Origin of the sequence: Streptomyces sp. NPDC096013 (assembly GCF_044763565.1) — a bacterium.
Classification (GTDB): domain Bacteria; phylum Actinomycetota; class Actinomycetes; order Streptomycetales; family Streptomycetaceae; genus Streptomyces.
The window spans coordinates 24930-45146 of record NZ_JBIWGK010000004.1 but is presented as its reverse complement, the minus strand read 5'-3'; the positions used below and the strand labels follow the sequence as shown (position 1 = coordinate 45146).

General features: G+C 70.7%; 17 protein-coding genes. 6 read left to right on the top strand and 11 right to left on the bottom strand.

Features of this window, described 5'->3' with window-relative positions:
* Window positions 1-15 precede the first annotated feature (15 nt).
* The 3 genes from ACIRB1_RS15095 to ACIRB1_RS15085 form a co-directional block, all read right to left on the bottom strand.
* Window positions 16-369 carry an antibiotic biosynthesis monooxygenase family protein gene (locus tag ACIRB1_RS15095; protein ID WP_352181684.1) on the bottom strand — a complete coding sequence of 118 codons (354 nt, stop codon included), beginning with the start codon at window positions 367-369 and terminating at the stop codon, window positions 16-18.
* 61 nt (window positions 370-430) lie between these two features.
* The gene (locus tag ACIRB1_RS15090) at window positions 431-1297 is read right to left on the bottom strand and encodes a sigma factor (protein ID WP_403465826.1); all 867 of its coding nucleotides are present in this window, start codon (window positions 1295-1297) and stop codon (window positions 431-433) included.
* Between the two features lie 522 nt (window positions 1298-1819).
* Window positions 1820-2554 carry an alpha/beta fold hydrolase gene (locus tag ACIRB1_RS15085; RefSeq protein ID WP_403465825.1) on the bottom strand — a complete coding sequence of 245 codons (735 nt, stop codon included), beginning with the start codon at window positions 2552-2554 and terminating at the stop codon, window positions 1820-1822.
* A 251-nt stretch (window positions 2555-2805) separates the two neighbouring features.
* Here ACIRB1_RS15085 and ACIRB1_RS15080 point away from each other — a divergent pair, with 251 nt between their 5' ends.
* Window positions 2806-3570, top strand: coding sequence for a class I SAM-dependent methyltransferase (locus ACIRB1_RS15080; protein WP_403465824.1), 765 nt, complete (start codon window positions 2806-2808; stop codon window positions 3568-3570).
* Window positions 3571-3846: 276 nt separating this feature from the next.
* Window positions 3847-4908, top strand: coding sequence for a ferritin-like protein (locus tag ACIRB1_RS15075; protein WP_403465823.1), 1062 nt, complete (start codon window positions 3847-3849; stop codon window positions 4906-4908).
* Between the two features lie 89 nt (window positions 4909-4997).
* On the opposite strand, the gene ACIRB1_RS15070 is transcribed toward ACIRB1_RS15075, so the two are convergent.
* Complete coding sequence (locus ACIRB1_RS15070; protein ID WP_403465822.1) at window positions 4998-6620, bottom strand: cytochrome bc complex cytochrome b subunit; 1623 nt, start codon at window positions 6618-6620, stop codon at window positions 4998-5000.
* 186 nt (window positions 6621-6806) lie between these two features.
* On the bottom strand, window positions 6807-7073 hold the full coding sequence (locus ACIRB1_RS15065; RefSeq protein ID WP_403465821.1) for a WhiB family transcriptional regulator: 267 nt from the start codon (window positions 7071-7073) through the stop codon (window positions 6807-6809).
* A 183-nt stretch (window positions 7074-7256) separates the two neighbouring features.
* On the opposite strand from ACIRB1_RS15065, the gene ACIRB1_RS15060 reads away from it, so the two are divergent.
* Complete coding sequence (locus ACIRB1_RS15060) at window positions 7257-8186, top strand: alpha/beta fold hydrolase (protein ID WP_403465820.1); 930 nt, start codon at window positions 7257-7259, stop codon at window positions 8184-8186.
* Between the two features lie 59 nt (window positions 8187-8245).
* Here ACIRB1_RS15060 and ACIRB1_RS15055 read toward each other — a convergent pair whose 3' ends face one another.
* The 5 genes from ACIRB1_RS15055 to ACIRB1_RS15035 all read right to left on the bottom strand — a co-directional run bounded on the left by ACIRB1_RS15055 (window position 8246) and on the right by ACIRB1_RS15035 (window position 16561).
* Window positions 8246-8944, bottom strand: a complete 699-nt coding sequence (locus ACIRB1_RS15055; RefSeq protein WP_403465819.1) for a sigma-70 family RNA polymerase sigma factor — start codon at window positions 8942-8944, stop codon at window positions 8246-8248.
* 330 nt (window positions 8945-9274) lie between these two features.
* Window positions 9275-12040, bottom strand: a complete 2766-nt coding sequence (locus ACIRB1_RS15050) for an ATP-binding protein (RefSeq protein WP_403465818.1) — start codon at window positions 12038-12040, stop codon at window positions 9275-9277.
* A gap of 205 nt (window positions 12041-12245) precedes the next feature.
* Window positions 12246-14933 (bottom strand): pyruvate dehydrogenase (acetyl-transferring), homodimeric type, encoded by a 2688-nt coding sequence (aceE, locus tag ACIRB1_RS15045; protein ID WP_403465817.1) that lies wholly within the window; start codon window positions 14931-14933, stop codon window positions 12246-12248.
* Window positions 14934-14989: 56 nt separating this feature from the next.
* Window positions 14990-15484 (bottom strand): cupin domain-containing protein, encoded by a 495-nt coding sequence (locus ACIRB1_RS15040; protein WP_352181694.1) that lies wholly within the window; start codon window positions 15482-15484, stop codon window positions 14990-14992.
* 129 nt (window positions 15485-15613) lie between these two features.
* Window positions 15614-16561, bottom strand: coding sequence for an alpha/beta fold hydrolase (locus ACIRB1_RS15035; protein ID WP_403465816.1), 948 nt, complete (start codon window positions 16559-16561; stop codon window positions 15614-15616).
* Between the two features lie 431 nt (window positions 16562-16992).
* Here ACIRB1_RS15035 and ACIRB1_RS15030 point away from each other — a divergent pair, with 431 nt between their 5' ends.
* The 3 genes from ACIRB1_RS15030 to ACIRB1_RS15020 all read left to right on the top strand — a co-directional run bounded on the left by ACIRB1_RS15030 (window position 16993) and on the right by ACIRB1_RS15020 (window position 19618).
* On the top strand, window positions 16993-17769 hold the full coding sequence (locus tag ACIRB1_RS15030; RefSeq protein WP_403465815.1) for a DUF427 domain-containing protein: 777 nt from the start codon (window positions 16993-16995) through the stop codon (window positions 17767-17769).
* 122 nt (window positions 17770-17891) lie between these two features.
* Window positions 17892-18842, top strand: a complete 951-nt coding sequence (locus tag ACIRB1_RS15025; RefSeq protein WP_403465814.1) for an alpha/beta hydrolase — start codon at window positions 17892-17894, stop codon at window positions 18840-18842.
* A 56-nt stretch (window positions 18843-18898) separates the two neighbouring features.
* Window positions 18899-19618: an alpha/beta fold hydrolase gene (locus tag ACIRB1_RS15020; protein ID WP_403465813.1), complete on the top strand. Its 720-nt coding sequence runs from the start codon at window positions 18899-18901 to the stop codon at window positions 19616-19618.
* Window positions 19619-19743: 125 nt separating this feature from the next.
* On the opposite strand, the gene ACIRB1_RS15015 is transcribed toward ACIRB1_RS15020, so the two are convergent.
* The gene (locus ACIRB1_RS15015) at window positions 19744-20148 is read right to left on the bottom strand and encodes an OsmC family protein (RefSeq protein ID WP_352181699.1); all 405 of its coding nucleotides are present in this window, start codon (window positions 20146-20148) and stop codon (window positions 19744-19746) included.
* Window positions 20149-20217: the final 69 nt, after the last annotated feature.

Genomic DNA, 20217 nt, shown 5'->3' with positions numbered 1-20217 from the left:
CGCGCTCGACTGGATTCAGGAGGGGCGGAGTTCCACGACCACGCGGTAGCTGGCCGGTTCTGAGGTGATGTGGAGATCGGGGTCGTCAAACATGCGCTGGAGCGAGGCGTGCCACTCGGGGTTGCTGGTGGCCTTGTCCAGAGCGGTGCCCGACGCCCACTCCGCGATGTGGACGAATCGGGTCTCCGCTCCGGCGTTGAGGGGCCTGTGCAGACGGGAGCGGAGGAAGCCGGGCTGGGCCGACATGATCCGGGCGTTCTCCTGATACACCAGGGTGAAGTGGTCGGCTTCGTCCGTCGGCACGGTGTAGCTCTTGATGACGGTGACCGGGTCGTCGGTGCCGGTCTTCGAGGCGAGGGAATGACTCATGCCTCTACTGACCGACGACGTCCGTCATGTGTGACCGATCATCGGATGCCGGTGTACGAGGTCAGCTCTCCCGGGTGGCCGACCGGTTCCAGCGGCGAAGCTTGTCCGGGTTGAGGACCGCCCAGATCTGTACGACGTGGTCGCCCGAGACGTCCAGACTGATGACGGCTGCGACCTCGTCGCCGTAGCGCACCACTATTCCGGTGCGGCAGTTCACGGACTGGCAGTGAAGTGTGGTGCGGGGGTGGCCGGCCAGGAGGGTGAGCAGACTGCGGGTGACACGCGGTGCGCCGTGGACGGGCCGGGTCAGAGTCCTGACCTTGCCGCCTCCGTCGAAGAACACCGTGGCGTCCGGTGCCAGAAGGGCCGTCAGGCGTGCGGGGTTCTCCGCCGCACAGGCCTGGTGGACGGCCCGGACCACACGGTCGTGCTGCTGTCGCGTGGTGGGGTGTGCCCACTTGGTCCGCAGGCTGTGACGGGCCCTGGCGGCGAGTTCGCCGCATACCTGTTCCGTCTGGCCGACGATGTCGGCGACCGTCCCCGGAGCCATCCTGAACACGTCGTTGAGGACGAACGCGGCACGCTCGGCTGGTGACAGGGTGTCGAGTGCCTGGAGAAGGGCCTGGCTCACCGCCCCCTCCAGATCCCGGGTCGGAGCCGTGCCGTCCGGGCCGGGACGCGTCCGCCCGGCCGGCGCCAGCCGGTCCAGGCAGATGCCGCCGACGGTCCTCACCAGCCAGGAGCGGGGGTCGGTGAGCCGGGCCCGGTGGCTGTTCGACAAGGCGTACCAGCACCGGTAGGCCTCCGCCACGACGTCGTCGGCATCCTGGCTCCGGCCCAGCATCCAATAGGCGACGTCGAGCAGGTGGCGCCGCTCGTCGAGCAGCTCCGCGATCGGCATCCCGTCGTCGTCCGGCTCCTGGTCCATATGGCATCACCACTTCCCACAGCACCTGGCACGGTGGTGCCATTTCCGCCCCCGCCGGTGTCCGCCGTGGCCCCCGAAGGAGGGAGGCCCTCCTTCGGTCGGCGGTTCACCGACAACTCACTGGTGACCGGACAGAGGCGGATCGTGTGACACGGTTCTACGGACAGGTCCTGGGACGGGACGGGAGCTCCAGCACCCGAGTCGGCGCAGGCCGCCAGAGCAGGTGACGAGGCCGCTGCGCACCCCCGGTGCGTCGGCTCGCTGAGCCGGACAACGTTTGACGCGGGTCTCGCCCCCCCCCGTTGCCGTCAGCCGGACGGCAACGTGCCCGCGACTCCGGTTCTCGGAGTGCGCGTGGACGTATGCGCAGTCCTCGTCGCCCACCAGGTACCGCCGTGAACAGCGGCGGTCGACGCGGGGCCACTCCGTCTCGTCCCCGACAGGACGCGACGGCCGTCGACACGCACGTGCGCCACTCGGAAGGAACGGCCCGCCGCTCCACTCACCGGCCGACTCGGAGGACTAACGGCCGATGCCCTCCGCCCAGTGCGCTTCCAGGGCGGCGGCCACCTCCGCGGGCCGCTCCAGCACGGTCCAGTGGTTGCAGTCGAGTGTGAGGACGCGGGTGGCGTGCAGCGCTTCGCCGAGTTCGTGGCCGAACTCGATCGGGCAGGCCGGATCGCGCGCGCCCCAGAACACCAGGGAAGGTGCGGTCACCTGCGACAGGGCCGGTTCCCACTCCGCTCCCATGGTCACGGCCGACTGGTACAGCCGCAGGACGCTGTCCTTCATCGTGCCGTCGACGTGGCGGACCATTTCCGTCACCGGCTCGACGGGCGCGTCGAAGCCGTCGACCAGGTCCTTCGCGAAGGACGCGGGGTCGAGTGCGGCCATGAACCGTTCCCCTTCGGCGGTGTCCTGCCAGATCTTCGCCAGCGGATGCCAGACGTAGCGGGAGCTGATCGGTCCGTTGCCTCCGGCCCAGGTGCGCACCAGGTCGGGGCGGATCGAGGCGACGCGGGCGGTGAGGATGCAGCCCCAGTCGTGACCGACCAGGTCCACCGGCTCGCCGACACGCTCAAGGCGCTCGACGAGCCAGTCGACGTACTCCTGCTTGTCGGCGCCGAAGCCCGCGGGCCGGGGAGTGCCGAAGCCGGGCAGGTCCCAGGCCTCGACGTCCGGGCGGGTGAGATGGCGGCGCACACCGTTCCATACGCGATGGGTGTCGGGAACGCCGTGTATCAGGATGGCAGGCATGGTCGGTAGTCCCTCTCGGTAGGGCCGCGGCCGGAATCCGGGAAGTCGACGCGGCCGACAGTGTGCCGGGACGACGGGCATCAGGTGCCGAGCCGGCTACGGACAACATAGTGGCACACCGTGTTAAGCGTGATCGGAGTGCTGCCACGGGAGATGCGGCGGGAGGCGGACATCCCGCGCTTCGGCTTCGTCCCGAGCGCTCCGTGCCCGCCGCTCCGTCACAGATGAGGCGGCGGATCTGTCAGCAGGGCATGTACTCCCTCTCGTCCCGTTCGCCCGCGCATCCGACGGGCACGTCCTCCCGAGACGCGTACGCGGTCAGTGCCGAGTTCTACGACGTGCTGCAAGGCGAGGCCGATGCGGCGCGGGTCCGGGATCTGTACGGAACGGCGGTCGGAAGCGCACGTCTCGGTGTGCTGGACATCGGCGCGGGCACCGGCCGTGTCACGCTGCTGGGCCTCGCCGCGTCAGCGGTGGGGGTGCACGCCGTCGAGCCGGCGCGTTCCATGCGCTCCGCGCTGATGACCCGCCTCGCCGCCCTGCCCGCCGACGTGCGCGGCAGGGTCACCGTCCACCCCTGCACTCTCGGCGAGGCCCGGCTGCGCGGTGTCGCGGACGTCGCCGTCTGCCACAACACCCTGGCGTGCCTCGACCCCTCCTCGCGACGCCGGCTCTACCCCGCGGTCGCCGAAGCACTCAACCCGGGCGGCGTCCTTCTGCTGCACCTTCCTCCCGCACACCTTCCACCGACTCCCACCGTCCGCCCGCTGCCTCCGCATAGACTCGGTCGGCACGAGTACGGCGGTCGCATGGTCCTGTCGGCCGAGGCGGGCCGTATCCGCACACGCTTCGACTACTGGGTGCGGGACGTGACCGGGGTCGTGCGCGAGCACACCGAGACCTTCTGGATGTGGCCGGCTTCCCGGGACGACGTGGCCGCGGAACTCGCCGAGCACGGCTTCACCCCGGTGTCCGAAGCGGGCGACCCCGCGGTGCTGACCGTACGACGTGAGTGACAGCGGCCTGATCACACCTCAATGCCGCCTCCCGCGGAGCGTGTTAGCGGGTCGTGCGGTCGGTGTCACACGAGGACGCCCTTTCCTGTCTCTCCTCCTGCGGACCTCCTCCGGCCTTCCTCGGCTGTGGTCCGCCTCTCCCGCGCGGACGCCTCATGACCGGCGCCCGCCCCACGGCGCCGACCGCCCGGCACGGTCCCCGCCGGCGTCGAATCCGGTGACACATTTCGGCCCGCACCCGCGGCCGAACCGTACGCACGAAACCCAGGTGACCCCATGAATCAGCAAGACCACTCCGGCCAGCCCGAGTACCGCCCGATCACGACGATCGAGGACCTGCGCGAGCACCTGCAATGGGCCATCGAACTGGAGCACGCCACGCTGCCGCCCTACCTGACGGCCCTGTATTCGCTCGACCCCGAACGGAACGCCCAGGCCGTCGAAGTGATCAGCAGCGTGTTCGTCGAGGAGATGATCCACCTCGCGCTCGCGGCGAACCTCCTCAACGCGGTCGGCGGACGGCCTCGCGTCGACACACCGCGGATACTGGCGCCCCACCCACGGACCATGCCGCACGCCGATCCCTCCATCCGGTTGTCCCTGCTGCCGTTCGGGCAGGAGGCGCTCACGATGTTCCTGCGCCTGGAGCAACCGGCCCACCCGGGAGACCCGGCCGAGGGCGACGGCTACCAGACCATCGGTCAGTTCTACGACGCCGTCGAGAGGGGACTCCGTGACCTGTGCGCCCGACTCGGCGAGGAGCAGGTGTTCACCGGTGACCCCGCCCGGCAGGTCGCCGCGGGCCCCTTCGGTCACACCGGCGGGCAGCTGAGCCCGGTCACCGATCTCACCTCGGCGCTCGCCGCCCTGGAGGAGATCGTCGAGCAGGGCGAGGGCGCGGCGCGTCACGACGTGTGGGACGGAGACATGGACATGTTCCACGCACAGAGCAAGGCGGTCTCCCACTACTACCGCTTCCAGGAGCTGGCCGAGGGCCGGCGCTATCAGCCGGGCGACACACCGGAGACCGGCCCCACCGGTGAGACAGTCACCGTCGACCCCGCCGGAGTGCGCCCGATGCGTCCCGACCCGCGGCTGGAGGACCATCCGGAGGGCAGCGCGATCCGGACGGCGCAGGAAGCGTTCAACGTGTCGTACGGCAAGCTGCTCCAGCTCCTTGAGCAGGCGTTCAACGGCAATCCCGCGATGCTCGGGGTGTCGGTGGGCACGATGTACGCGCTCAAGGGACAGGCACAGAGCCTGATGGCGATGCCCGACGGCGAGGGCATGACCGCGGGCCCGACCTTCGACTACGTCGCTCCGGAGGAACGTTCCTGATCCGCGCATGTCTCGGCCCCCTGGACACCGCGTCCAGGGGGCCGAGACATGCGCGGATCAGGGCCGCCGTCGCAGCCCCTGTGCCGTCGTCACCCGTGATGCCCGCCGGTGATCTCCTCGTACTCCCGCGCGGTGGGCTTGGGAATCTGGGTGCCCTTGCCGTAGAAGCCACGGCTGAGCCGCGCGCGGAGCCGTTGCGTCCTGTCGGCCCGGGGCGTGCGGCCGTTCTCGTCGGGCCGGGCCGCTTCGAGGGGCTGGTACTGCTCGTGCGCGGTGAGAACGTGGAGTGCGCGCGCGTCGAGGGGCTGGTGCACCTCGACGTACTCGCCGTTCGGCATGCGCTTGATGACACCTGTCTCGCGGCCGTGCAGGACCTTGTCACGATCGCGCCGCTGAAGACCCAGGGCCACGCGCTTCGTCACGAGGAAGAGGAGGACCGGTACGGCGAAGAGCGCGATGCGCACCGTCCAGGTGACCGCGTTGACCGAGACGTGGAAGGTCACGGCGATGACGTCGTTCGCGGCTCCCAGCAGCGCCACCAGATACACGCCGATCCACGCCACGCCGAACGCGGTGCGCACGGGCCGGTTGCGCGGCCGCTCCAGCAGGTGGTGGTCGCGGTCGTCGGCGGTGACCCAGGCCTCCAGGAACGGATAGGCACCCATGACGAGGAAGAAGCCGAGACCGGCCAGGAGGGGGATCAGGTTGTCGAGGGCCAGGGTGTGGCCCCAGAAGGTCAACTCCCAGCCGGGCATGACGCGCAGCATCCCGTCGGCGATCCCCATGTACCAGTCGGGCTGCGATCCCGCGGAGACCTGGTCGGCGCGGTACGGGCCGTACTCCCAGATGGGGTTGATCTGGGCGATCGAGGCGATGGCACACACGACTCCGGCGACAAGAGTGAAGTAGCCGACCGCTTTGACGGCGTAGACCCGCGTCGGGATGCCGACCACGTTCTTCTCCGTCCGCCCGGGGCCGGGGTGCTGTGCGGGGCGGTGGCGGCGCACCAGGACGACGTGGAGGGCGACCAGCGCCAGCATCAGCGCCGGAATGATCAGGACGTGGATCACGTTGAAGCGCGGCACGAGGTCATGTCCGGGGAACTCACCGCCGAACAGGAACATCGACAGATACGTGCCGACGATCGGCACCGACAGCAGCGTCCCGTTCACCACGGAGAGCCCGGTTCCCGACAGGAGGTCACCCGGGAGGTCGTAGCCGGTCAGGCCGCCGAGCATGCCGAGGACGAGCAGGACGAAGCCCACGACCCAGTTCAGCTCGCGCGGCTTGCGGAACGCGCCCGTGAAGAACACGCGCATCATGTGGGTGAGCACGGAGGCGACGAAGATCAGCGCCGCCCAGTGATGGGCCTGGCGGATCAGGAGGCCGCCGCGCACGTCGAAGGAGATGTGCATCGTCGAGTCGAACGCCTCGGACACCAACTGGCCGCGCAGCGCGGCGTAACCGCCGTCGTAGACGACCTGGTTCGCCGAGGGGTGGAAGTAGAAGGTCAGATACACCCCGGTGACGAGGAGTATGACGAAGCTGGAGACACAGATCTGGCCCAGCAGGTACGACCAGTGGTCCGGACGGGCCTTGGGCCCACCGGTGCCGGTGGCACGGCGGACACCCATCCGGGTCCTCGCCCACTCGGCGATCCTCTCGCCGCTGCGGTCGCCCGTTGTCGTGACCGACTCGATTGCATCGCTCATGTCATTACCACCATCAACACGTCGCCAGGAGCGCCTTGCGGCCGGATCCGCGCGACGAACGGGTGCGCGGCCAGGAGCACTGGCATTGGCCGGCATCTCGGTTCGTCGCCCTCATCAGAGAGGACCAGCAAGATGGTGAAGGTGTGACATGACATCGTGTGGCAGGATCGTGTCGGAGTGTCCGGGTCAGGACGCCTTCGCGCTGATCGGCTCGGTGTTCTTCCGTGCCGAGCGCCGTCGCGCCGCTCGGCGCTCGTTCTCCGTCGTGCCGCCCCAGACACCCTCGACCTGACCGACGTCGAGAGCCCACCGCAGACACCGCTCCCGCACGGGACATCGGGCGCACACGGCCTTGGCCTCGCTGATCTGGAACAGGGTCAGGCCCCCGTTGCCGATGGGGAAGAACAGGTCGGGGTCGACATCTGTGCACGCCGCCTTCTCGCGCCAGCCCATGGCGGTACCTCCTCGTTCGTCGTCGTTGCCCTTCACAGATCTGACCGTGGGGAGCGGGCTGCTGTGACGTGCGGTCGTCCGTGACGCGATCCAGTCGGGTCATGGAGAGGAACCGTGTGAAATACGGTGTGACAACACACACAATGTCTTGAGTCGGTACCCGGGCCACCGCACCATCTGTGAATGGTGAACGCCGAACAGGGCCTGATGCCCCTCCCCAACCCAGCAGTTGATCCCCGGAACCCCCTCTCCCCGGGCACCCACACCCTCGTCGTCCGGCACGGTGAGACCGCCGTCGACCAGCGCTACCACGTCGCCGGAACCGGCCCGGTGTGCGTGGCCCACTCCGGAGGGCCGGGCATCGCCTGGGAGTACCTCCGCATGCCCGAACTGGAGCGGAGCATGACCGTCGTCTACATCGAGCCGGTCGGCACGGGCGCGTCCGGCCGGCTCGCCGACCCGAGCGACTACACCCTCGCCACGTACACCCGGTTCCTGCACGCCGTGATCGAGCACCTGGGCCTCGCCGAGGTGGCCCTGCTGGGGCACTCCCACGGCGGATTCATCGCACAGCGCTATGCCCTCGACCACCCCGGGCGCCTGGCGTCCCTCGTCCTGTACGACACCTCACCCGTGACGGGCGAGGAGTTCTGGGCCGCTGCCGTGGCCCGCATGGAGGGATTCGTCCGGCGCCATGTCGACGAGCGGCCCGAAGTGGCCACCTACGTCACCCGTCTCACCACCCGGCCCGACCGGTCCGACGACGACGGCGCCACGGAGGTGCTGCGCGCCATCGCGCCCGCCTATTTCCATGACTACTGGGGCCGCGAGAAGGAGTTCGCCGCGGGGCGGGCGGCGCTGCGGATGTACGCGGCACCGGCCTGGGGAGCGGAGCCGCCGTTCGACGTACGCGGGGAACTGTCCCGGCTCACCGTCCCGACCCTGATCCTGGTCGGCGCGGACGACTTCATCTGCGGGCCGCACTGGGCGCGCATGACGCACCGACTGCTGCCCGCCGCCCGGCTGGTGACCCTGGAGGAGGCCGGTCACCTCGTTCACATCGAGCGTCCGGAGGAGTTCACCGCGGCCGTGCGCGACTTCCTCACGGGCTGATCGCGCGGGCTGCGCGGGGCCACCGGGAGCGGCGGCGGGAACGGCCTGGCCCAGTCCGTTCACGGGCTCGTCCGCGCGTCGGAACGCTGGGCGTCCTGGCCGGTGAGCACGCGCTCCAGTTGGCCGAGGTCGCCTGTCCGGGCGGCCGTGAAGATCGCCTGTACGAGGCGCCGGTGGGTGACCGCGTCCACGTGCTGCCGGTGCCGGCGGTTGTTGAGCCGCTCCTGTGCGCGTGAGACCTGCTGCCGGGCGTTCGCCACCGTCAGGTGCAGCAGGGCGCCGATCTGGTCGTAGGAGTAGCCGAAGGCCTCGCGCAGGACGTACGCCGCACGCTGGTTGGGCGTCAGGGTCTGCAGGAGCAGTGCTACGGCGTTCTCCACGGCGTTCTGACGTTCGGCCAGGGCCTCCGGTGTCATGCCGGCGTCGGTGGGTTCCGGGAGCCACGGGGAGGCGCTGGACTCGCGGCGTCTGCGTGCCGACTGGAGCACGTTGATGGCCAGCCGGACGGTCGTCGTCCGGAGCAGCGCACCGGGATTGACGACGACGGTCCGGTCCGTGCCCTGCCACCGCAGCCATGTCTCCTGGATGACGTCCTCGGCCTCGCCGGGGTCTCGGAGGATGCGGTTGGCGATCTTGAGCAGTCCCGGCCTGGCGCGGACGAACACGAAGGCCGCGTCGTGGAGTTCGACGGCCGCGGGTGTGGCGGTGACCGTCGCGGTCTGCGGATTCTTGCGGGCTGCGATCACGGATGTGTCCACGATCGGCTCCTCTGCTGGCTCGGGGTCGACGGCCTCCGTGGCCGCCGACACCAAGTTCGCTCCGAGAGGGTGAGGGCCGCGCCCTTGGTGGACCGTGGGGGACCCCGTGGTCGTACCGTGGCCGCCACGTGGCCACGGTCCGCCACCCCCTTGCCGTCCCCGGTCGGCGAACGGCACGGGACCCCCGGACGCCCCGGGGCCGTCCGGGGGCGTGGCCGGCGGAGAGGCCCGTGCGAGACGTGCTGAGGAGAGGGTCGGCGGAGGGCGCACAGGTGTACCCAGGGCCATGGTCGACGGCGCGCGGCCCTGTCGGGGGCGCTGCCCACGGGGTCAGGCGGAGGTCGCCGCGCCTCCTGGCAGCGCGGTGCCCAACTGCCTGCGGGACTTGATCCCGAGCTTCGTGAACACCTTCCGCAGATGCCATTCGATGGTGTGCGGGCTGAGGAAGAGCTGCGCGCCGATCTCGAGGTTCGTCAGTCCTTCCCCGGCCAGCCGCGCGATCTGGGCCTCCTGCGGGGTGAGCGCCTCGTCGGTGCCCGGCGTGCGGCTGCGCACCGTCTCCCCGGTGGCCTCCAGCTCCCGTCGGGCACGCTCGGCGAAGGCCTCGGCGCCCGCCCGGTCGAGGATCTCGTGAGCGCGGCCGAGCTGATCCCGTGCCTCGGTGCGGCGGTCCTCGCGGCGCAGCCATTCGCCGTAGAGCAGCCGGGTGCGGGCGCACGCCGTCCGCACCTGTGTGCTCTCCAGCCGGGCGATCGCCTCCCGGTACAGGGCGTCGGCCGCCTCGCCCTCACTGACCAGGGCACGCGCGGCCGCGGAGGTGCCCGCCGCCCAGGCGGTGCCGCTGGCCTGGGCGATGGCGGACAGCCGGTCGGCGGCCTCGACGGCGAGGTCGCGCCGTCCGCTGCGGGCCGCCGCCTCCACCAGCTCGGGCAGGGAGGAGAGGGCCAGCCCCAGCTCCTGCGGGTACGCGCAGCCCTTCTCCGCGGCGACGCGCGCCTCCTCGTACCGCCCGAGGCCGTTGTACAGCACGGCCAGCGCCCACTGGGGCGCCGTCAGTGACTTCCCCTCGCCGCTCAGGGTCCTGTCGCCGGTGATCGTCCCGATCGCCCGCAATGTCTCCGTCTCGCGCCCCCGCCAGGGTTCGATCACCAGCGCCCCGTAGTGCGCCAGGAAATGACTGCCGGTCGCTTCGCCGATCGTCACCGCTTCCGCGGCGAGCGAGGCGGCGTCGGCCAGATCGCCGGCGAAGACCCGGTTCGCCAGGCGAAGCAGGAGGGCCGAGGGCAGCACGGACAGCGTTCCGGTCTCGCGGGCCAGCCGGACGAGTTTGGCGGACAGCGAGCTCCAGCTGTCGAAGTCCCACACGTTGTGGGCCATGCGGCAGGCGAAGGGGAGCCAGCCCAGCGACTGTTCCGCCGTGAAGCCTCCGCAGCGCAGGGTGCTCAGCGCGTGGCGAAGGAGCGGGGCGCCCGCCGCGTAGCCGTCCGTGGTGGCCGCGGCCAGACCGTCGAGCAGGAGGTCGGTCGGGCCGGGGTGGGCCGTCTGCGGTGCGGTGCGCGCGGACCGGGCGACCTCCTCGAGCCCGGGTCCGCTGGAGATACGACCTGCTGTGAGGGCCGCGTAGAAGGCGTCGCGGTAGGTCTCGCGTGCGACGCCCGCGTCGAGGGGCTCGAACTGCCGGGCCGCCGCGAGCAGCAGCGGCACGGTGGCACCGGCACTGCGGGAGCCGAAGGTGATCTGTCCGCGCAGCAGGCCGGCCTGGGCGTGCTGGAGGTCGTCGAGGGTGTCCATCTCGGCGACGTTCAGCAGTTCGAGCGCGGCGTCGAACGCTCCGGCGAGGTACTTCGCGCGGGCCGCTGCCAGCGCTCTGCTCCGGCGGCGGTCGGCGTCGGGCGTCAGCTCGACCGCCCGCGTCAGGAAGGCCGCCGACGCGGCGATGCCGCCGCGCGCCTGGGCGCGGTCGGCCGAGCGCACCAGTTCGTCCGCGACGGCCTCGTCGGGCTCCGCCGTCGCGCGGGCCAGGTGCCAGGCGCGGCGGTCGGGGTCGGACCGTGCGTCCGTGGCCTCGGCCAGGGCCCGGTGCACCTCGCGGCGCTCGGCCAGTCCCGCCGCGCGATAGACGGCCGAACGCACCAGCGGGTGCCGGAACTGGACCCGTGCGCGCATTTCGAGCAGGCCCGCGGCCAGCGCGGGGGAGGCCTCGCTCATGGACAGACCGAGGAGGTCGGCGGCGCGGTGGAGCAGGGAGACGTCGCCGACGGGCTCGGCCGCCGCGAGCAGCAGGAGCCGCCGTGTCTGCGGGGGCAGTTCCTCGACACGCAGGGTGAAGTTGTGTTCGAGCCTGCCGGCCAGTGGCCGCATCGACGGCGAGGCGTATCCGCCGGCGAGTTCGGCCGCACTGGAGCTGTGGGGCAGTTCCAGCAGGGCCAGCGGGTTGCCGCGGGCCTCGGCGAGGATGCGGCTGCGGACGGGCTCGTCGAACCGGCCGGGAAGCACCGAGGCAAGCAGCGCGCGGGCGTCGGGCTCGCTCAAACCCCCGAGGGTGAGCTCGGGCAGCCCTTGCAGCGCGCGTTCCCCGTCGGCCTCGCGGACCCCGAAGATCAGCCCGACCCGTTCCGCCATCAGCCGCCGGGCGACGAACCCGACGATCTGGGCGGAGACGCGGTCGAGCCAATGCACGTCGTCGACGAGGCAGATGAGCGGCGTCTCCTGGGCGACGTCGGCGAGCAGGCTGAGGACCGCCAGTCCCACGAGGAACCGGTCCGGGGGAGTGCCCGCGCTGAGACCGAAGGCGGTCTCCAGGGCGGTTCGCTGCGGATCGGGGAGGTGCCCGAGGTGGTCGAGGAACGGCGCGCAGAGCTGGTGCAGACCGCCGAAGGCCAGCTCCATCTCGGCTTCGACTCCCGCCCCGCGCACCACTCTGCAACCGTCCGCGCTGTGGGCCATGTACTCCAGCAGCGCGGACTTGCCGATGCCGGCCTCGCCCCGCAGCACCAGGACAGCGCTCTGGCCGTCCCGCACCTTGGCCAACTGCCGGTCCAGGACCGCGCGCTCGCTCTCCCGCCCCCACAGTGAGCCCGGATTCTTGCCTTCCATGAACACCCCCGGCTGTGAGCGTATAGATGCGGTCTTCGGCCACACAACTCCATCGCGCCGCTGGTCACACCATGGGTGAGTCCCAGGGCCGTGCCCTCGCGTCGGGCCGCGGGCGGACGAGGTGCGCGTCCCGTGGCGCCCCCGGCCAAGGGCTCGGCAAGTACGCGCCGGGTCACGGAAACCGTCATGACGTCGTACGACTTCTTCAGGCGTCCAGGCCGTAGCGGCTCCGTGCCCGGTGGACGGTCCGTGGGGGCAGGTGCCCGGTCCGCGCCAGGCGGTCCAGGGCCGTCACGGCGATCGACTCGGCGTCCAGACCGAAGGAGCGCCGTGCGTCCTCGCGGGTGTCGGACAGGCCGAATCCGTCCGCACCGAGCGAGAAGTAGTCCTGCTCGACCCACTGGCTGATCTGGTCGGGGACCTGACGCATCCAGTCGCTGACGGCGAGGACCGGGCCGGGCGCGCCGGAGAGTGCCTCGGTCACGAAGGGCATCCGAGTCTCGCCGCGCATGCGTGCGGTGTCGGTGTCCATCGCGTCCCGGCGCAGCTCCGTCCAGGACGTCACCGACCACACGTCGGCCCGCACGTTCCAGTCGGCGGCGAGCAGCTCCTGGGCGCGCAGTGCCCAGTGGACGGCGGTGCCGGAGGCCAGGAGCTGGAGCCGGGGTCCGGAGACGGCGGGGTCGCCGGGCCGGAGCCGGTACAGACCGCGGACGATGCCCTCCTCGACGCCGGGCAGTTCCGGCAGGGGCGGCTGGCGCTTCGGTTCGTTGTAGACCGTGAGGTAGTAGAAGACGTTCTCGGGTCGGTCCCCGAACATCCGGCGCAGGCCGTCGCGGACGATGACCGCGATCTCGAAGGCGAAGGCCGGGTCGTAGCCGACGGCAGCCGGGTTGGTGGCGGCCAGCAGGTGCGAGTGGCCGTCACCGTGCTGGAGACCTTCACCGGTCATGGTGGTGCGTCCGGCGGTGCCGCCCACGACGAACCCGCGGCCCATCTGGTCGGCCAGGGCCCAGAACTGGTCGCCGGTGCGCTGGAATCCGAACATGGCGTAGAAGATGTAGAAGGGGATCATCGGCTCGCCGTGGGTGGCGTACGAGGTCGCGGCGGCGGTGAACTCGGCGACGGAGCCCGCTTCGGTGATGCCCTCGATCAGGATCTGCCCGGTCTCGCTCTCCTTGTAGTGCAGCAGCTGGTCGGCGTCGACGGGGTCGTAGGTCTGGCCCTGGGGCGAGTAGATGCCGGCGGTCGGAAACATCGACTCCATGCCGAAGGTGCGGGCCTCGTCGGGGACGATCGGCACCCAGCGGGCGCCGGTCCGGCCGTCCCGCATCAGGTCCTTGACCAGGCGGACCAACGCCATGGTGGTGGCGACCTCCTGGTTGCCGAAGCCCTTGAGCAGCGCCTCGAACGGCTTGGCGGGGGGTTCCGGCAGCGGCTTGGCGACGACGCGCCGTGCGGGGACGGGACCGCCCAGTGCGGCGCGCCGCTCGTGCAGGTACCGCACCTCGGGCGAGTTCTCTCCCGGGTGCCAGAAAGGGACCTCGTCACCGGCGAGCGCGCTGTCGGGGATGGGCAGTTCCAGCAGGTCGCGCATCTCGCGGAACTGCGGCAGGGTCAGCTTCTTCATCTGGTGGTTGGCGTTGCGGGACTCGAACGCCGACCCGAGCGTGTACCCCTTGACCGTCTGGGCGAGGATCACCGTCGGCGCTCCCCGGTGCTCCAGGGCGGCCCGGTAGGCGGCGTACACCTTCAACGGCTCGTGTCCGCCACGGGAGTTCGCGAACAGCTCCAGCACCTGGGCGTCGCTCAGGGAGGCGGAGACCGCGGACAGGGCGTCTCCGACGAAGAAGTTCTTACGGATGTAGGCGGCGTCCCGGGCGGCGAGGGTCTGCATCTGTGCGTCGGGCACCTCACCCAGGCGGTGCACCAGGTCGCCGGTGCGGTCCTGGGTCAGCAGCGGGTCCCAGGCCTCGCCCCACAGGGCCTTGACCACGTTCCAGCCCGCTCCGCGGAACCGCGCCTCCAGCTCCTGCACGATCTTGGAGTTGGACCGCACGGGTCCGTCCAGGCGCTGGAGGTTGCAGTTGATCACGAAGGTGAGGTTGTCCAGGCCCTCACGAGACGCCAGCGACAGAGCGGCCGTCGACTCCGGTTCGTCCGTCTCCCCGTCGCCGAGGAACGCCCACACGTGCGAGGCGGAGGTGTCCTTGATGCCGCGGGCCCGCAGATAGCGGTTGAAACGGGCCTGGTATATCGCGCCGAGGGGGCCGAGGCCCATGGACACGGTCGGGAACTCCCACAGCCATGGCAGCCGTCGGGGGTGTGGGTACGACGGGAGGCCGTGACCGCCCGCCTCGCGCCGGAAGCCTTCCAACTGCCGCTCGGTCAGGCGGCCTTCGAGGAACACCCGGGCGTAGATGCCCGGCGAAGCGTGCCCCTGGAGGAACAACTGGTCGCCCGAGCCGTCCTGGTCCTTGCCCCGGAAGAAGTGGTTGAAGCCGATCTCGTACAGCCAGGCCGCCGAGGCGTAGGTGGAGATGTGGCCGCCCAGGCCCAGCCGGGAGGCGCGGGTGACCATCGCCGCCGCGTTCCAGCGGTTCAGCGCGGTGATCCTGGTTTCCATGGCGAGGTCGCCGTCGAACGCGGGCTGCGCGGTCGACGGGACGGTGTTGACGTAGTCCGAGTTCAGCAGCCCCGGTACGGACAGGCCGGAGCGCGCCGCGTACTCGTGCACCCGCCGGATCAGGTACACCGCCCGCTCGGGTCCGGCGTTCCGTACGACGGCGTCCAGGGAGGCCCGCCACTCGGCGGTCTCCTCTCGGTCACGGTCGGGAAGCTGGTCGAGCTCACTGCTCGTCAGGGAAACGGTGGGCCGGGACGGGTCACTCATGGCGGCCTTCCTGAAGGCATGGGGTGGACAGGGACACGGGCTCCCGCTGGGCGGACCTACTCCACGAAGTAGGAGTCGTGCCGGTCGAAGAACGCGGCACGCTCCTCCTCCGAGGCGTGCGCCAGCGTCGACACCTGCTCGAAGTACTCCTCACGCGGCGCTCCCGGTGTGAACAGCAGGAGCATGTCCGAGGGTTCGTCGGAGTCGTTGCGGAAGGCGTGCAGCCCGCCTTGGGGCACGTGCAGGAAGTCGCCTTTGCGGGCGTCCACCCACCGTGCACCGTCGAAGATGCGCACGGTGCCGTCGAGAATGTAGAACGATTCGGAGATCCGCTTGTGGTAGTGCGTCTTCGGGCCGCCCGCGCGCGGCCGCATCTCGACGCGGTAGAGCCCGAATTCGCCCCGTGTGGTCGCGGTGGTGGCGAGGTAGTGGGTGGCGTCCTTCCCCGGTCCGTCCTCGCCGAGGTCGGGCGGGGTGGTGGCCGGCCGGAAGACGGCGCTGACCTCCCCGGCGTCTCCGAAGTACTTCTGTTCCGGATAGGGGTACGACATGGCTGTTCCTTTCCTGGAGCGGTAAGGGCCGCCGCGGGCCCGACCGGGCCGTCGCGAGACCGCCCTCACCTGATGTGACCGGCGGACACGCGCCGATGTGACGTCCGCACGGCGATACGGCACCGAAGGTCAGCGCGAGAGGCAGTCGCGGCGGGGGTGTCCGCGGTGCAGGGCCCGTACGTCCCGCACCGCCGCGGCGAACGCCTCGGGGCGCTCCTGCGGCAGGTTGTGGCCGGCGTCCGCCACCTGGAGGTGCAGGCGGGGGCCGGTGAAGTGGTGGGCCGTGGCCGCACCGTCCGTCGCCGGGAAGTTCCCGTCCGCGGTGCCGTCCAGGGTGACCGTGGGGACGGTCACCGGGGGCAGACCGGCGAGGCGTGCCTCGAGGGCGGCGTACTCCTCCGCTCCCGGTGCCAGACCGAGCCGGTGGCGGTAGGAGTGGATCACGACGTCGACGTAGTCCGGATTGGTGAAGGCCTGCGCGGCCCGCTCCAGGTCGGCTTCGGTGAAGGCCCACACGGGGGAGTTCCGCTTCCAGATGACCCGGGCGACCCCTCGTGGATCGGCTGCCAGGCCGGCGTGGCCGCGCTCGGTGAGGAAGTAGTAGAAGTACCAGAAGCCCGCCTCCCGTTCGGGAGCGATCGGGTTCATGGCGGCGCCGATGTCCTGGATCAGGTAACCGTTGACCGACACCAGTCCGAGGACGCGCTCGGGCCACAGCGCCGCGGCGACCGTGGCCGCGCGACCGCCCCAGTCGTAGCCGGCGAGGTAGGCCCGCTCGATGCCGAGGGCGTCGAGGAGCGCGATGACGTCGGCTCCCAGGGCCGCCTGCTGACCGGAGCGGGGGAGGGAGTCGGAGAGGAATCTGGTGGGGCCGTGTCCCCGCAGGTGAGGGACGACGACATGGAACCCGTTCTCGGCCAGCAGAGGGGCCACGTCCACGTAACTGTGGATGTCGTAGGGGAAACCGTGCAGAAGGACGACGGTGTCACCGTCGGCGGAGCCCGTCTCGTAGTAGGCGACGTCGAGCACGTCGGTCGTGACATGTCGGAGCGGAGTGAGCAGGGGGAGGGCGGACATGCTGATCCTCCGGCGAAGGAACGGGTGGGGGATGGGGCCGCGGTTCCGGGCGGGCGCGACCGGGGCGTACCGGTGTCGAGGCCGAGCCCGCTACCGGGCTCGGCTGCCGCCGGGCTCGGCCCCCGATGACGGTGTGATCGATGTGCACGTACGGGTCACAGTGTTGCCGTCAAGAGTGTTGTTGTCATAATGGGTATGCGCGTTCACGGTGTGATCTCCTTGTCGCGGGGGCCGTCTCCCCGCACAGACCGGCCTTCGCCGCCCGCTGTGACAGCGAAATGAGCCCTGTTCAGGGCAGTGCCGTCCCCTGGAGCGAACCACTGCGGTCCGTCCCGGCGGACGGCGTGACGGACCGCGGCCGACCTCGGCCTTCACGTCCCTCCGGCCGGCCCAAACGGGCACGAATCATCCGACCGACCTAGGTGATGACCATGGAAACCGAAAGTGTTCTGCATCCCAGCTTCCTCGTTCCCGTCGGGCACGTGGAGCCCGTGCCCCGCCGTATCAGGGGCGTGATCGACGGACGTACCGTCTTCGACACCCGGCGGGCCCTGTACGTCTGGGAGTGGCAGGCCTATCCGCAGTTCAGCATCCCGGTGCGGGACCTCGTCGACGGCGTCCTCGACGACGAGGGGTTCACCGAGCGGCACGGAGCGGGCACCGCCCGCCGGCACACGCTGTCCGTGGGTGAGGACTCCCGGCCCGGTGCCGCCTGGGTGTGGGGGAAGGACGCACCGGCGCCGCTGAGGGACACCGTGCGTTTCGAGTGGGCGGCGATCGACCACTGGTTCGAGGAGGACGAACCGGTCTTCGTGCACCCCAGGAGCCCGTACTCGCGTGTCGACGCCGTGCGTTCCTCCAGCAGCGTCCGCGTCGAGGTGGAGGGTGTCGTCCTGGCGGATGCCCCGTCCTGCGTCAAGCTGTTCGAGACCGGCCTGCCGACCCGCTACTACCTCGACCGTGCGCATGTGGACTGGACCCGGCTGCGGAGCTCGGACACCGTGTCCCACTGCCCGTACAAGGGCACGACGAGCGGCTACTGGTCGTTCGACGGCGGTGCCGCCGCCCACGAGGACATCGTCTGGGCGTACGACTTCCCGACCATTCACGCCAACCGCATCGCGGGCCTGGCGGCCTTCTACAACGAGCGTGTCGACCTCTACGTGGACGGAGAGCCGCTGCCGAAGCCCGGCGTGTCCGCTCCCTAGCCACGTCCCGTTGCCCGGCCCCGGACCGACACGATCGGTCCGGGGCCTTCGTGTGTCACAGGTACGCCGTCGACCTGGTCCCATGGTGTGAAAAGTCCACATCGTCAGAGAAGGAACACACCATGGGCGACATCGTTCTCGAACCCGCCGCGCAGGATTTCGCCGACGCGACCGCCAAGCCGCCACTGCTGTACGAGCTCGGGGTCGAAGGCGCGCGCAAGCTGCTCGACGATGTGCAGGCGCAGCCCGTCGAGAAGCCCGACGTGGACGACAAGTGGCTGACCGTCCCGGCGGAGGTCGGCGACGTGCGGGTGCGCATCGTCAAGCCCGTGGGCAGCGTCGGCCCGCTGCCCGTGATCCTCTACGTGCACGGTGGCGGCTGGATCCTCGGCAACGCCAGCACGCACGACCGGCTCGTGCGCGAGCTGGCCGTGGGGGTGAACGCCGCACTGGTCTTCGTCGAGTACGACCGCTCGCCGGAGGCCAGATACCCCGTCGCCATCGAGCAGGCCTACGCAACCGCCCGCTGGATCGCCGCCGAGGGGGCCGGCGAAGGGCTCGACGCCTCCCGCCTGGCCGTCGCCGGTGACTCGGTCGGCGGCAACATGACCGCCGCCCTGACCCACATGGCGAAGCAGCGGGGCGACGTGACCTTCGTGCACCAGTCGCTGTACTACCCCGTCACCGACGCGGCCCAGGACACCGAGAGCTACCGGACCTTCGCCCACGGCCCCCATCTGACGGCCAAGGCCATGGAATGGTTCTGGGACGCCTACACCACCGATCCGGCCGAGCGTGCCCAGATCACCGCCTCGCCGCTGCGGGCCACGCTGGAGGACCTCCGGGATCTGCCGCCGGCGCTCGTCGTCGTGGACGAGAACGACGTACTGCGCGACGAGGGCGAGGCCTATGCGCGCAGGCTCGTCCAGGCCGGGGTGCCGACCACCAGCATCCGCTACAACGCGTCCTTGCACGACTTCATGATGCTGAACCCGGTCCGCGGCACGCAGGCTTCGACCGCCGCGATCGAGCAGGCCGTCCACGTCCTGCGCAAGGCGTTGGGAACCGACTGACACCGTTCACACGACCGCATCGTCCCCGTCCCCTGACAAGTCGAAAGGCCACTCCCATGAGTCGACCCAAGCCCACCATCGTCCTCGTGCACGGCGCGTTCGCGGACGCCTCCAGCTGGAACGGCGTCGTCGGCAAACTGCTGGCGCACGACTATCCGGTGATCGCCGCCGCCAATCCGCTGCGCGGACTCACCACCGACGCCGACTACGTCCGGCAACTCGTGACGTCCCTGGACGGCCCCGTCGTCCTCGTCGGCCATTCCTACGGCGGATCGGTCATCAGCTGCGCGGCCAAGGGGCTGCCCGAGGTCAAGGCACTCGTCTTCGTGGCGGCGTTCCTGCCGGAGGAGGGCGAGAGCGCCGTCAGCCTGTCGGGCAAGTTCCCCGGCAGCACCCTCGGTGAGACGCTGCGACCCGTGCCGGTGACCCTGCCCGACGGCAGCAAGGTCACGGACCTGTACATCCAACAGGCCAAGTTCCACCAGCAGTTCGCCGCCGACGTCCCGGAGGAGACCACGGCCGTCATGGCCGCCACGCAGCGGCCCGTGACCGATGCCGCACTGGCGGAGGGCGCGTCCGCGCCCGCGTGGCGGGACATCCCGTCATGGGTGCTCGTGGCGGACGAGGACCGGAACATCCCCCCGCAGGTGCAGACCTACATGGCCCAGCGGGCCGAGGCCACCGTCATGGAGATCTCCGCCTCCCACGCGGTCAGCGTCTCGCGCCCGGGTGACGTGGCCCGCCTGATCAACGAGGCCGCGCAGGCCACCGCCTGACCATCCACGGTCCGTGCCCGGCACGGACCACCGGCCGACCGCACACGGATCGGCCGAGCGACGTGGGGTGCGGCACCTGGGCTCGAAGCGGGTGCCGCACCCCACGTCTGTGCCCGCATCCCGCGTCACGGCAGTGGTTCGGGCTCCGCGAGCAGCGTGGGCACCGTGACGATCGTGAGCTCCTTGGCGAGGAGCCGGTGCACGGGACACCGTCCGGCGACCGCGAGCAGCTGATCCCGCTGGGCGGAGGTCAGCTCCCCGACGAGGCCGACGTTCTTGACCACCCGCCCCTGGGCGTCGAACCGGACCGCGACGTCCACCCGCTCCAGCGGCCACGCGTGACGCCGCGCGGAGGCCCGTACCGCCATGGACGCGCACGATCCGAGCGCGGCCAGGAGGAGTTCGCCCGGGGTGGGGCCGGTGTCGGTGCCGTCGGGCTCCGGTTCGTCGGCCGTCAGTCGGTGCGGACCGATCGCCACGGAACGCGCGAGCCCTTTTCCTTCGGCCACGGTGACGATGCGCGAGTTCATGCTGTGCCTCTCAGCCGGGTGTGGTTCGGGAGGCACGGCGTGTGCCTCCCGAACTCAGACCGCGCGGGG